This is a genomic window from Mangrovibacter plantisponsor, from assembly GCF_003182475.1.
In the GTDB taxonomy this organism is placed as follows: Bacteria; Pseudomonadota; Gammaproteobacteria; order Enterobacterales; family Enterobacteriaceae; genus Mangrovibacter; species Mangrovibacter plantisponsor.
The window spans coordinates 237,884-250,558 of sequence record NZ_QGTS01000008.1; the positions used below are offsets into that span (position 1 = coordinate 237,884).

Genomic DNA, 12,675 nt, shown 5'->3' on the forward strand with positions numbered 1-12,675 from the left:
ATAAAGGCAGCCCACTGCTATGCCGTGAGCTGCCTGGACGAGATATGGGCAGGAGGTTAACAGGTAAATTGCTGGCGAATGTGCTCATCAAAGCCAAGCAATTCCCCATTCAGTTCGGCACATAACTTTGCCATATAATCCACCAGGAAATTGGCATTGTGGCGCGCCAGGCTGCGCCCGGTCTCAGTTTGCATTTTAGCCGGGAGTGCGAGAAGTTTTTTGCGAAAATGGTCTAATGCAAAGCGGGTATCATCCAGCTCGCGGGCTTCAGCCATCGGGTCTTCTGCATCGAATAACGGCCTGCCCAGCGCACCAGATACATAGAAGACACGGGCAAGCCCTATTGCCCCCAGGGACTCCAGCCGGTCTGCATCCTGCACAATTTTGGCTTCTGTTGTTTCAGGCACTATCCCGGCACTGAAACTGTGCGCGGCTATTGCATGAGCGACGGCATCATAGCTCTCCGCCGGGAAAGCCGGAAAATAAGTTGCCAGAATGTGCCGGGTTTTATCAGCGGCCATTCTGGATGCCAGATGGCGTTCCGGGTGGTTTTTAGGCAAATTAACCACATCATGAAAATAACATGCGGTTAACACGACCAGTGCGTTCCCTTCGTGGTGGCGCAACATCTTTTGCGCTGTACACCAGACCCGGCGAAAATGTGATAAGTCATGGGCAGCATCATCCTGAGGCCCGTGCTGCGACAACCATTGTTCAAACTGTAACTGCCAGTCTTGTAATAACATTTTCACTCCCGAGCTGCACATGTGGCTATACGTTGCCAGCCAATGATGACACTAAAGTGACATTCTAGCGGTGACTGGCTGGCCGGGTAAACCAGACAACACCCCCCAAAACCAGAGCAATGGCACCCAATACCATTCCCCCGGCCAGGGCATCCAGCAATTTGCCGGAAAATGTACCATGAACGTTACCAGGAACAGGCTGAACAGCACTGACTACCCAGAAATAACGCAAAATAGCCCACAGGGCATAAAGGCAAAAAATCCAGAAAGCACATAACGCCAGTTTGCCGCCCAGGTCGCGGCGCGGTTTATTATCCATAACAGTCTGTTTCTCATGCAAAATCATCAGTTAATTGCCCATTGCAGGCTAATGTGATTTATATCACATTTAATATTCAATGAGGCCAGTTTCCTCTTCGCTGGCAACGAAACCGGATTTTTCTGTGTTTCTGGCGCACTGCCCTCCCTGTCCAACACCATAAAATAGCGGGAAGACTGGTAAATGTTTAATTTTTATTCGCCAGTTACCCTCAGTGCGTGATTTCATGCTGCATGCGATTTCTTAAACGGAATAAAGATTATTTTTGCATTTTGTGCTATCCAGATGCTATTCACGCAGGCTTTTTCATGGAATAATCAATTCGTTATTGCCTTTTTATTCCACTGTATATTCCTGACGATTCAACTCGTTTTCAGGTTTACTGGCTCATCAGGTGGCTTATAGCTACTCGGGTTAGTATTGCCCGGACAAGTTGAACCGTCAGGTGATTGTGATTACGCCAACTGGCGGGCCTGCGCATATACTGGCAGGCCGATTATTTATTTTTCAGCATATTTTCTTTTAATGTTACGCAAAAACATTTACCTGCAGCAAACAGCCCACGAAAAAACTGACAATAAAAAATACAACCACGCACATTTAAACATGTGTAAAGGCAGTATATTCCCCACACGTTATTCTTTAATCTCTTTCCTGCCTATATGTGGAGAGAAGAATAAATGATTTTACGCACTGGAATTGCCCTGTTTAGTTTAATTGCCTCTATGAATAGTATTGCAGCAGAAAAAATTACGTGTACGGGTAGCGACATCCCGGAAATAGAAGCACGGTTTACTGTCTGGAATAATGCATTACAAACTGGTGATGCTCAGCAAGTTGCTGCGTTATATACCCGCGATGCCGTCTTACTGCCAACGGTTTCAAACCAGGTTCGCCTCACCAATGATCAGCGAGTAGATTATTTTGAACATTTTTTAGAAAAAAAGCCGGTTGGGGAAATTAACCAGCGCACTGTGCGCCTCGGTTGCAATACGGCAATTGACAGCGGTATTTATACTTTTACCTTTAGCGATAACACAACCATTCAGGCACGGTATACATTCACTTACGACTACGTTGATAACCAGTGGCTGATTTCCTCTCACCACTCATCCGCTATGCCTGAAGGGCAGTCCTGAGTAATGCGGCCTGGCCTGGCATAGCCCGGCGTTCCACCAGATGAAAACATGACGGGCACACTGTCGTGCCCGTTGCTATTACCCCGCCACAGTTAATGGTGAGGCGGTGGAGGTGGCGGAGTCGTATGGCCGCCATCATGATTTCCTTCGTGCGGCCCGTTATCATGATGCGAGTCGTTATCATGATGTGAGTCGTTATCGTGATGTGGTCCGTTATCGTGATGTGGCCCGTTATCATGATGTGACTCATTTCCATAGTGATGACCATTATCATGATGGTGTTTGTCATTATGGTGGCCATTATTATCATGGTGGTTCTTATCATGGTGTTCGTTATGATGTGGCGGCGGTGGCGGGTTATGTGCTCCATAAACGACTGGTGTGAACACAAACACCAGCAGAGCGGGTAACATCGCTATTTTACTCACAGCTTATTCCTTAGAAACTATCTACAACGTGCGGCCATCCTGGCATAAATAAGCGTTGAACATAATAAAACGGAATTGAATTGAGAGTTTTCAAATTCCAGTTCACATCACAGACAAAAAATAATCTTTAACAATCAAAATATATTATTTTGATTCATAATGCGTGTTAATTTATATCACATAATAACTAATCTGTTTAAACCATTGTTACCTGGTTACCTGTCTACTGCCAGTTTGTTTATGCTCAAGACTGTCTGCTCTTTTTGCTATTTCAGCTAATTGAACAAAATCAGCTGGCGCATAAAATGCCGCTGGGGAAGGCAATGCCTTCATTGACTCCCCCGGGTAGATTTCCAATTCGCCAAGCTGACTGAGAACGGCCCCGTTAACCCGCCCGGGGAGCTGAAGTAAGTATGGTTTCCGGTCTTCTCCCGGTACAGTTAAAGGCTGGCGCTGCGCCCTGAGATCATAGTTACGCCGCAACACAAGGTATTTATCCGGCACCCTGCGCGTACTGTTCCACCAGACACCATCCACAGAACTGAACCTTTCCTCCGTTTCCTTACGGCTCACCGCCCCCAACCGTAATAACGCCTGCGACAAGCGGGCATCCATCGAATTGTTGTACTGCGTTACGGAACCCGCCTCTCCGCGTAAAATAACCGCTATTGCAAGGCGGGCTCCCAATAAATTTGAATAAAGATCTTCCGGCGAAAATGCCGATATAGCTTCAGGAAAACCTGAAACGGACTGATAACCATACCATTGGGCTATCTCGTGCCATTGCGCCAACTGAAATGCCAGTTGCCCGGCAAGCCAGGCCGAAACACGGTACCGCTCTGCACGCATTGCCGGGGGAGTGAAACTATAAAGCTGAATCCGGCGCACCCCCAACTCCTCACTCAGAAAGAGCCGCCACTCCAGGCCTAACCTGGGGTAAATTTGCGTGAACAAATAGAACGTATTGTCAGCAGTGTCCCTGACATGTGCGATATCAATAAACCCACCGTGGTGCGTATAAATAATCCCATTGCGTTCACAGCCAAGCCCTGAGAGAGCCGCCAGCGCCGCAAAATGTGAATCATTATATTGGTGATGCCCGGGATTATCCGCTGAGAATATATTATCGACACGGTAAAACGGTACCGGCAGACTGCCTATCTTAACCTTCAGGCCATTGCCAAATGCGCAGCATGGGCGTAATGCCGATGGCGCAGCCAGGTGTTCTGCAGTTACAACCGGGGCATTGTTAATTACCGGTTCCCCACTCACTGTGTTACACCACAGGATAAAAATCAGTATCACTAACCTGGTGTACATCAAAATGCCTCCGCTACCTGGAAATAAAACCCGGCGCTATCTCTGCCAACACCCAAATCCAGGCGAACATTCATATCCGGTTTCACTTCGAACCGGTAACCTGCCCCCACTGTGGGGAGTAAAGGATGGTGAAATAAATTCTGTGTTTTATCCCCAATCGCCCCCATACCGGCCCACAGAACAATACCATGCCGCCAGGACATTTTTTGCCGGTATTCTATCTGGACGCTCACTACATCATTATCCCGGTAGCGACCCGGGTAATAACCTCGCAGCCGGTGGTCATCTCCGGCCTGAGGCAATCTGTTCCACGGGATATCGCCATGGGCAAATTGCCCCCACGTATCCAGTGCCAGCACCCGCCTGGCATCAAGAGGAAAAAAAACGTCGTACTGTAATTCAGTGACGGAAAATCGCGTGTCCGCCCCCATTTTTGGGTCAAAGAAACGCAACTCCATATTGAAAAACTGCCCCTGCTGAGGGCGGGTTATCACGTCCCGAGAGTCGTAATTCAGACTGAACGTTATGCCAGAACTGACGGATGAATTTGGTAGAGTTGATTTGCCGTTTTCCGGATGGTCAAAACGAGCATGTTGTGCCGAGTAGTCCCAGCCGATACCCAGATAGAAGTGGTCTGCAAGCTGGCGTAATAACTGTGGGTGTATCCGCAACGACGTATCATAGTAATTTTGGGCAGTACCTTGTGCGGCGTCATAACCCACTCCCCAAAATTTTGTCGGTATATTGGCAATGTTACCGTCCACAAAAAGCCGCCAGCGGTCACCAGCAAAAAAGGTGTAGTTATGAACACCTACCCCCGAAGCACCACTGGTGCTGACAAACCCGGTGAAAGAAATGGCGGAATTTTGTGTTGTAGTGTCATCTGACGGGGTGACGCGGTATACCCCTGCAATGGCAGCGCCCATGCCAAGGCGTAGTTCCGGCGTATAAAAAGGCCCGGGCAACACACTCCAGGCGACGTTATCACCCGCCAGAGGCGCTCTGTCGGCTCCCAGTTGGTTCAACAGCGTATCGACAGACTCCCGGTTGAGCGTTGCACTGTGTGAGAGGCCACACCCAAGGCTTAGCAGGCTCACAATGAGTTGCGTCCCCCTGCCCATCAGAACCGATATTCACCGGCTATAAAGAAGCTGTTTCGCTCATCAAACCCGACCTCAGCCAGGATATTGAAATTTTGCGTGATTTCATATTGCATCCCCACCAGAAGATTCCATGGGGAAGTCAGGTGCTGGTTTACAGCAAAACGCCCCTGGCCGTTTTGGTTGACACTGTTAATTAAAGGCACCAAAACGACTGGCATAGATAAATCAGCCAGGCTGCCTTTAAACTCCTGCTGCACATCCTGATACATGCTGCCAACCCACAGGCTTAAATGGGAAGGCCCGGCAATGCCGGTAAAATGAAAGCGATAACCCACGCGTGGCGACACAGTCAGCGCTGAAATTTTGCCATCCAGAATGTCAAAATCTGTACGGGTATAATTGGTGTCAACCAGAGCAAACCAGTCGTTATAGCCACCAGCAAGCGTCACCCCTCCGCCCCAGGTCATACCTTTAAACTTAAGTTTGAAATCAATATTCTGTAATTCACCACTCTGGTGCATCCGGTGGACAGACTGAGCAATGAGGTGGTCAATGCCACTAAAGTTTGCAGGATTTGCATCAACGGAAACTGTTGAAATGGATGCCCCTTGTGTATTGCCGAGAAGGCCATATACATTCAGAAAGGGGAAAACCCATAGATCAAGGCGGATATTGTCTGTCGTACTGTGCTCACGAGTATTGCCGACATCAATCGCGAACATATCCACGGGTATAGGGTGAGAGCCCAGACTTAACCCGGAAAATGTAATGCTATCAACATCCACGTTCTGGCGGATATTCATATGGCTGACATTAATGCCAACAGGTTCCGGTAACTCATAGCCACGAGCTGTTGCTTCTTCGCCCCAGACCGGGAAGAAAGAGGTATCCGAGGACTGCGGTGTTTTGTCACTTTCTGCATAACACAATTTGCCTGCCAGCAATTGTAGTATGAGCAAAGCCCAAAAGGATGTTCTCATTATTAGTTACCTACTAACATACAGGCACAAATACAGCTATTCAGAGAAAAATTCATATCTGATATATACAGTTGTTTTCATAAATGGGGGGGATTATCACACGGAGAATAGCATTTTGTTTTCACGAACCGCACAAGCAACCAGCCAAACCAATATGCCAACCAAATGACTGAGGAACTGATTCTAAATGAGGTTATCACTTTGGTTCAATTCATTATGGATAATTATAATTATGAATAAAAATAATTACCCACCCCGATAGAGCGGAGTATGCTGGTGGCCCATATTATTTACTGGAAAGAGAAAACTATGTGGCAGACATGGACAATTATTGGGTTATTAGCCATCTGTGTTATCTACAATTGGGTGGAAAACAAGTATCACAAACGTAACCACGCAACAGGTGATAAAAACAAAGATGTTTCGGTATCACAATACAGGGCCAATAACCCAGAAAAAGTAAACAAGCAACGTTAAACTACAACCCGGTTATTTATTCAAATCACTGTCCGGCCAGTATTTATAACCATTCAGCATAGCCTGAACCGCCAGGCCCTTCTCCGTGATTTCGTAAACACTCACTTTGGCTGGTAATGCAGCGGAATCAGGAGCGACACCTTTTGCCGTTGCTCCGGTGGAACTCCCTTTGTCTTTATACTGTGCCGCAGCATTAGCATCGGCCCCGACTACATAACCATTGCTAATAAACTTATCCAGAGAATCTCTGTCATGAAAAACCATAACGGAGCTTAATTGCTTAACACCAATCCCTACACCTGCGCCGCCTTGTGCCATTTTCATGTAGGTATCTCTTCCGCTACGCATATCTCTGACAACACCATAACCACTACCAAAACCAACAAGGAATATTTTACTGCTGTTCGCGGTAAAAACAGCGTAACCTTGAGCGCGTTTTATCTCGCTACGCGCTTCAGGGTGGAGTGTATATAACTTCGTTAGCGTCTCCGTACGCATTTTTTGTATTGATGCACGTTGCTGGCTGGCGGTATCGCCTTCGGCACTACACCCGGCGATAGCCAGTATTGACACTAATAGCAGTAATTTGCATTTCATAATACATGGGTTCCTGTAACACGGTTGTCGTAAAATAGTTGTCGTAATATGGTTGTTGAATAACATTACCACCCGGGTTGCGGGCAATTGCCTGCACCAGACCTAAACTTCTTTTGCAATGTCTTGCTCAGACGAAAAATCCACAATATTTGCTGTTGGGCAATCTGAATTGTGTGCCATGTCCCCTGCCAGCACGCCCCCCTGAACAATAGACAGTGTGCTGTAACGTAGCCGCCCTTCTACACGCCCATTTTCACAAATTTCAACATGTTCAGCACAACTCTCGCCATGTACTGAGCCATCAACAATAAGTGACTGTGATTCAACATTCCCTGTCACTGAACCATTGTGCATCACACTAATTTTTCCTTCCCGGGCATAAATATTTCCGGTTACAGTACCGTAAATATAGACCTGCCCTGACGCTGTGATGTTTCCGTCAAAACATACGCCCTGTGCAATAACAGTACCATGCGGGCTGCCACTGTTTTTTTCTAATACCGGAAGATGTACCTCTTGCTGCGATTTCTTTTTACCAAACATCCCTGGTGTTACCTTTTTCAAATAGTGAAGAATAAATGCCGTACCTGACAACACTGCCAACAGTACGGTTGTGTGTATTTGGTAGAATACCCAACTGGTCAGGGCGCTGATCCAGCACAACAACCCCAAATCAATGAAAATGAAATCCATCACAGTTAACTGCCCACAAAACCTGACCAGGTGACCTGGCAGTCAGTTACAAGAAGTGCTGCGTTATGAAATACACATGCAGGCCGGTATTAAAAAATTTAGCTACTATTTTCAGTAACCACGCCCGGCACATTTAAGGTAAATATCAACCGTCACTACTAACAATAGCAAAAGACTTACCGGCCTGGCGTATAAATTGCTCAGCCTGTTCACCCGCAACCGGTGGGGAGAAATAAAACCCTTGAGCACTATTGCAACCAGTTAGTTGTAATATATTCATTTCTTCTTGATGCTCAATGCCTTCGGCAACAATGCCATAGTTCAACGCACTAAGTAACCGTACCGTATGCTGCAATATTTTTACATCCACAGCGTCATGGCGAATATTTTTTATGAGTGAACGATCCAGTTTAATGATATCTAAAGGCAGTGCCCCCAGGCAGCCAATATTGCTGTAACCCGCGCCAAAGTCATCCAAAGCAATCCGTACACCAGCACTGCGTAGCACGTTAAGGCATGTTACTACTGCCTCATTTTGCAGCAGGCTTGCAGTTTCAATACACTCAATAATCAGTAAGTTCCCGGCTATACCCGCCTTAGTAAGGCAACCAATAATGTATTCTGCAAACCCCGGGGAAGACAGGTCGGTTGCGAAAACATTTACCGAAACTGGTAGCAATACCAGCCCTTTGCCCTTCCACTGGGTGAGCTGTGCTAAGACCAGAGTAATAACACGCCGGGTCAGCAAACGGCTCAACCCCTGTTTTTCAGCCTGTTGAACAAATTCTGCTGGCTTTATCCAGCCTTTTACCGGGTGGTGCCAACGCACCAGCGCCTCCATACTGGTTATTTTACCAGTCTGCAAGTTTATGATTGGCTGCCAGTGCATACACAATTCTCTCTGGCTATTTAACGCATTAGCCAGCGCCTGCATGTGACCATCTGCCACCCGGGGGAACATTCCAACAAAAGGGAATATATACTCTGGCCGCATAACTTCTTCTCTCTCTTTTATCTCGGTTATAAATAAAGCTGAGATGCAGGTTAAGTAGCAACACTACCGGGATACCACTACAGCAGGAATACACGGTGCTATACCCTGATTCCTGTTATTGGTTATTCACAACCATTCGCCAGTCGACAGAAAACGATACATCGCCGCTTTCTGTGTAGGTAAAAAAAACATCATAACCTGCCATGGTAATTTCATTACGTATTGTTGCCAGATGTTCCCGGCCACCAGTACTGGTCAGTACGGGATAATCAGCACATGGCATTTCAATCCGAATATTCCCCAACTTATGATTTTCCGTTGCCCGCAACATCCTGACAATTTCGCTTTTAAACTGGCGTATTTCTTTCATCACCTGGTGGCGGTGCTCAATACATGACTTCTGATATGTCTGATTCAAAAATATGGCCCTGGGTATAATCATTCTGTTTCCTCAGAGGCGTTATGTTGAAGACGGGTTATCTGGCAAGCCTCCCTACACGCCTGGTTGAGCAATATCTTTTCAGGCAGTTATTCACCACAATTAACTCTGAGGATAAAAAATATCATGTTGATAAGCTTTGATGATGCGCCCTGTTTTATTGTCCAGTAGCACATAGGTTTCCCCCATATACGTCCAGTGATTTTCAGCGCCCGGCACAGGTAAATTCCGAACTTTCCATGCAGTGATGATATAGGGTTTAGTAAGGTAAAGCGCAGGCGCCATGTCTCCCGGGTGGTAACGGGTAAAATCAGCCATAAATTCATTAACTCTGTACTTCTCGCTATTCTGGCTATTGCTTCTTTCGCTCAGTGCGTAAACACTACCCGGTAATATAGTTAACAACAGCAACAGAAAGTGACTGTATTTCAAAATAACCTCCCTGGTATTTATGGACGTTCGTTATCTTCTTTTTGGCTATAGTCAAATACTGGTAACGACAACTTCAAATAAATTGCCAGCACCCGGGAAGAAAAACCAGACAGCAATGTGATCACCATGGCCTGCTTTTGAGACACAAACAGGCTTCATAGTTACAAAATGTCCTGGCGGCAACACTGCGGCAAACTACTGCGCCCGTATTCATCAGCTATTTCAAGCAAATGGCACATATGAGCACAATGCAAATAACGCCCTTCAGCCCAGTTGCGGTTAACATCCAAACGCGCCAGCACCTTCGCTTCCAGCCACAGCTCAGCTGCCGCGTTAAATTTACAAGACTGCTCCTGCCCCCGCGCTTTATCCGCCATACGGTTATAGGTCACTTTATCGTTTTGCGGCGCTGCATCCGATACCGCTAAGGCATTACCCATAGTGATTCCACTCTGTTTCATTTCAAATTACATTTCAGGTTAAAAGATGGCAGACTGGCCGGTTGAGGCAGCACCCATCCTGAATTTCGGGTGCTTCCAACATGCAGGCAGCCTGTATTGTTAAATACGGTTTCAGGTTTATGGGGTGTGTTTCAGTGCACTCACTCAACTTTTTCACTGGTACATTTACTTTGCAGATCTTCCCCACCTCTGGCTGCAAAATATGTTTTTCCATGCATATCCGAAAATGCAGCTCTGCGCGGGAAAACACATTCAGTTTATGCATCAACCCATGTTTGTAACGGCTGATAGTTTTTACATTCAGCCCGCTAATGGCGGCTATGGTTTTCATGGGGTAGCCGGCCAGTAAGTAACGCAACGTGCGCTGCTCATTGCGAGTGAGCCAGGAGGGAGCACGGCTGCGTAAAACATGCAGAGGTACGATTTCCCACATAACCTGCCAGTTATTTTTACGCTGAGTGCCTGAAAAATCGCTCAGGTAGCTGATGATATATCTGGCAATCAGTCGCATTTCCGGTAACGAAAGGCGGGCGTTAATAATAAATATTCGCCCTTCTTTTACTCGTAATTTTGCCCGGCAAGAATTTTTTGGCATAGACTCCAGTACCACGCACGCGCCAGCTGAATAACCCGGAGTGGAGACCATGTGGTCATACTGAAGCTTGCTGCATGGCATGCTGCGGGAAACAACATGAACGAAAGAATTCCCGCGCCACTGCGCCTGAAGCTGGCTGCTCAATAACTCAGTAAAGCCAACAGCAGCCAGTGAGTTATCATGAATAAAAGTGGGTCGCACAAAAATGAGCCTCAGGTTGTACAACAGAATTGGTGGGCGGCCGGTGGCTCGCCCAATAGTCATTCACCGCGTGAACGGGTTCAGAACCCCACTTCCCCTCCCAGATACATACCATCGGCAAGTTTACGGCTGCGACGCCCGTCTTTACCGGCCAGATCAATGTACCGGTAACCAACAGACAGCGTGACTGGCCGAACAATCGCCCAGCGTAAACCTGCATCCATTTCCCGGTAGTGGTCAACCTCACTGGATAATGAGTCTGGTGAATAGTACCCCTCGCCGAAAATGGTAAATTTTTGGGTGATGTTCCAGGCGAGCCGGCTGCCTATTGCCAGTGCATAACCGTCGTCTTCACCACGCGGATGCAGGTAAAGTAATTTCCCGCCAGCAGAAATCATAAAGCTGCCCAGTGGCAGGCCGAACCCTAGTTCCATTCCGCCCCGGTCACCGTCATTGTCGTTATGCGCCCAGGTCAGTTGGGAATAAAACCCTGGCGTTTCCTTGCCCATATCCACCCGCACATCGGTGTAATGTTCCCCAGCCTGCAGGCCAAGGCTTATCGCGCTGGCTGCAAAGGAAATACCCAGTAGCGCGGGCAGTAGTAAACCAAGCGTACAAGAATGCATCAGAGCGCGGTTGCGGGGTGTAAAACGTGTTTTCATTGTTGCGTTGCCATCCTGGTGTTAACAGTAATTTTCGATTTTCCTTTCAGTGCATCTCAGTGCATCAGTACGCCCGGCGTTCCACACGCCAGCCAGGAAAATATAATTATGTAAAAGCTAATAAATACGTAGCCAACTCAGTTAAAATCTCCCAGAGCCAATTATATTGGTGGTAACTGGCTTACCTGGAAAACCGCCCAATATTTATCATAAACAGGCCACAGCTACCGCACAGGCAGGGAAATATCCGGATAACCATACGGGCCAGGTGATTATCCATAATAACCGCTTACCATTTCAAATTAAAAGGCGCACATAAAACCAGCAATAAAAATAAAATCTCATGCTGCCCGGCGAGAATTCTGAATTAGTATTTTTTGTACCATTGCATATTAAAATCAATAATAATAAAATCCGCACCATATTTTACTGTGCCCGGGTGGAGGTTTCCCGGCATGGAGGTCAACAGTAATCCGCTTCAACAGCACCGGTTACAAAATGTCCTGCTTATTAAAGATATCATCTACCAGAATTATGCCCTCCTGGGTGAGCAAACAGCTTTCAACTCGCCACCCCAGACTAATTAAAAACCAGATGTCATCACTATTCCTGACACTCTGGTGAGAATAGTCAGCGCCTTCTTTTTCAAGCTGGCTTAACTCAGCACCTGAAATTGACTGAACATTTTCCCCTGTTAGTGCTGGTGCAATAAATTCATACACCACACTTTTTGCGCCTTCATCAATATAGACCCGCTCAAACTGGAGATGCTTACCCACGAGGGCTCCCCTGGTACGGGAAGATAAACTCATAGCCTGGTCTTTCATGCGTTGAATATGCTGTACATAGTGCAGTCTTTGATGGCCGTTACCAAATTCAGCGGCACTGAGCACCGGCCTGTCATTGGCGGTTACTTTTAGCACCATTACCATGGCAGCGATAACCCCTATGCTGCCTATATTTTTCCAGTTAATATTCGTTTCCTCCCGGCAAGACTATATGGCGCCATACCACTTTAGCAAATGGAATAATCACCACTAATATTTTGTTGCTGAAATTTGACTGGCAATACCCGCTCATACAGATATT

General features: G+C 46.9%; 18 protein-coding genes. 3 read left to right on the forward strand and 15 right to left on the reverse strand.

Annotated features, from left to right (window positions below; genetic code table 11):
• Positions 1-56: 56 nt before the first annotated feature.
• The gene (locus DES37_RS15005) at positions 57-746 is read right to left on the reverse strand and encodes a phosphohydrolase (protein ID WP_110026473.1); all 690 of its coding nucleotides are present in this window, start codon (positions 744-746) and stop codon (positions 57-59) included.
• 64 nt (positions 747-810) lie between these two features.
• Entirely contained in the window at positions 811-1,065 is a 255-nt protein-coding gene (gene drpB, locus DES37_RS15010) for a cell division protein DrpB (RefSeq protein WP_110026535.1), read from the reverse strand.
• A gap of 680 nt (positions 1,066-1,745) precedes the next feature.
• On the opposite strand from drpB, the gene DES37_RS15020 reads away from it, so the two are divergent.
• Both DES37_RS15020 and DES37_RS15025 read left to right on the forward strand, forming a co-directional pair.
• A complete protein-coding gene (locus tag DES37_RS15020; protein ID WP_211320560.1) occupies positions 1,746-2,204 on the forward strand; it encodes an SgcJ/EcaC family oxidoreductase in 459 nt (152 codons plus the stop codon).
• Between the two features lie 112 nt (positions 2,205-2,316).
• On the forward strand, positions 2,317-2,589 hold the full coding sequence (locus DES37_RS15025) for a hypothetical protein (protein WP_146211517.1): 273 nt from the start codon (positions 2,317-2,319) through the stop codon (positions 2,587-2,589).
• Between the two features lie 250 nt (positions 2,590-2,839).
• On the opposite strand, the gene DES37_RS15030 is transcribed toward DES37_RS15025, so the two are convergent.
• Genes DES37_RS15030 through DES37_RS15040 form a run of 3 tightly spaced genes read right to left on the reverse strand, consistent with a single transcriptional unit; the run spans position 2,840 to position 6,035 of the window.
• The gene (locus DES37_RS15030; protein ID WP_110026478.1) at positions 2,840-3,952 is read right to left on the reverse strand and encodes a DUF4056 domain-containing protein; all 1,113 of its coding nucleotides are present in this window, start codon (positions 3,950-3,952) and stop codon (positions 2,840-2,842) included.
• Positions 3,952-5,049, reverse strand: coding sequence for a BamA/TamA family outer membrane protein (locus DES37_RS15035; protein WP_342768396.1), 1,098 nt, complete (start codon positions 5,047-5,049; stop codon positions 3,952-3,954). The genes DES37_RS15030 and DES37_RS15035 overlap by 1 nt, the downstream gene beginning before the upstream one ends.
• Positions 5,050-5,072: 23 nt before the next feature.
• A complete protein-coding gene (locus DES37_RS15040; RefSeq protein WP_245930089.1) occupies positions 5,073-6,035 on the reverse strand; it encodes a hypothetical protein in 963 nt (320 codons plus the stop codon).
• Positions 6,036-6,311: 276 nt separating this feature from the next.
• Here DES37_RS15040 and DES37_RS15045 point away from each other — a divergent pair, with 276 nt between their 5' ends.
• Positions 6,312-6,512, forward strand: coding sequence for a hypothetical protein (locus tag DES37_RS15045; protein WP_146211518.1), 201 nt, complete (start codon positions 6,312-6,314; stop codon positions 6,510-6,512).
• Positions 6,513-6,524: 12 nt separating this feature from the next.
• Here DES37_RS15045 and DES37_RS15050 read toward each other — a convergent pair whose 3' ends face one another.
• From DES37_RS15050 to DES37_RS15090, 10 genes are all read right to left on the reverse strand, one after another.
• Positions 6,525-7,109, reverse strand: coding sequence for a lipid-binding SYLF domain-containing protein (locus tag DES37_RS15050; RefSeq protein WP_110026483.1), 585 nt, complete (start codon positions 7,107-7,109; stop codon positions 6,525-6,527).
• A gap of 102 nt (positions 7,110-7,211) precedes the next feature.
• Positions 7,212-7,802, reverse strand: coding sequence for a bactofilin family protein (locus tag DES37_RS15055; RefSeq protein WP_051691226.1), 591 nt, complete (start codon positions 7,800-7,802; stop codon positions 7,212-7,214).
• Between the two features lie 145 nt (positions 7,803-7,947).
• Positions 7,948-8,796 (reverse strand): EAL domain-containing protein, encoded by an 849-nt coding sequence (locus DES37_RS15060; protein WP_110026485.1) that lies wholly within the window; start codon positions 8,794-8,796, stop codon positions 7,948-7,950.
• A gap of 115 nt (positions 8,797-8,911) precedes the next feature.
• Positions 8,912-9,214, reverse strand: coding sequence for a hypothetical protein (locus DES37_RS15065; RefSeq protein ID WP_146211520.1), 303 nt, complete (start codon positions 9,212-9,214; stop codon positions 8,912-8,914).
• Positions 9,215-9,337: 123 nt separating this feature from the next.
• Positions 9,338-9,667: an RcnB family protein gene (locus DES37_RS15070; protein WP_146211521.1), complete on the reverse strand. Its 330-nt coding sequence runs from the start codon at positions 9,665-9,667 to the stop codon at positions 9,338-9,340.
• Between the two features lie 17 nt (positions 9,668-9,684).
• Positions 9,685-9,813, reverse strand: coding sequence for a hypothetical protein (locus DES37_RS26055; RefSeq protein ID WP_281271485.1), 129 nt, complete (start codon positions 9,811-9,813; stop codon positions 9,685-9,687).
• A 15-nt stretch (positions 9,814-9,828) separates the two neighbouring features.
• Positions 9,829-10,107, reverse strand: coding sequence for an ANR family transcriptional regulator (locus tag DES37_RS15075; protein ID WP_110026491.1), 279 nt, complete (start codon positions 10,105-10,107; stop codon positions 9,829-9,831).
• A 34-nt stretch (positions 10,108-10,141) separates the two neighbouring features.
• On the reverse strand, positions 10,142-10,924 hold the full coding sequence (locus DES37_RS15080) for a helix-turn-helix transcriptional regulator (protein ID WP_170123776.1): 783 nt from the start codon (positions 10,922-10,924) through the stop codon (positions 10,142-10,144).
• Between the two features lie 80 nt (positions 10,925-11,004).
• Entirely contained in the window at positions 11,005-11,586 is a 582-nt protein-coding gene (locus tag DES37_RS15085; protein WP_342768397.1) for a YfaZ family outer membrane protein, read from the reverse strand.
• Positions 11,587-12,077: 491 nt separating this feature from the next.
• On the reverse strand, positions 12,078-12,518 hold the full coding sequence (locus DES37_RS15090; protein WP_110026494.1) for a hypothetical protein: 441 nt from the start codon (positions 12,516-12,518) through the stop codon (positions 12,078-12,080).
• Between the last annotated feature and the right edge of the window lie 157 nt (positions 12,519-12,675).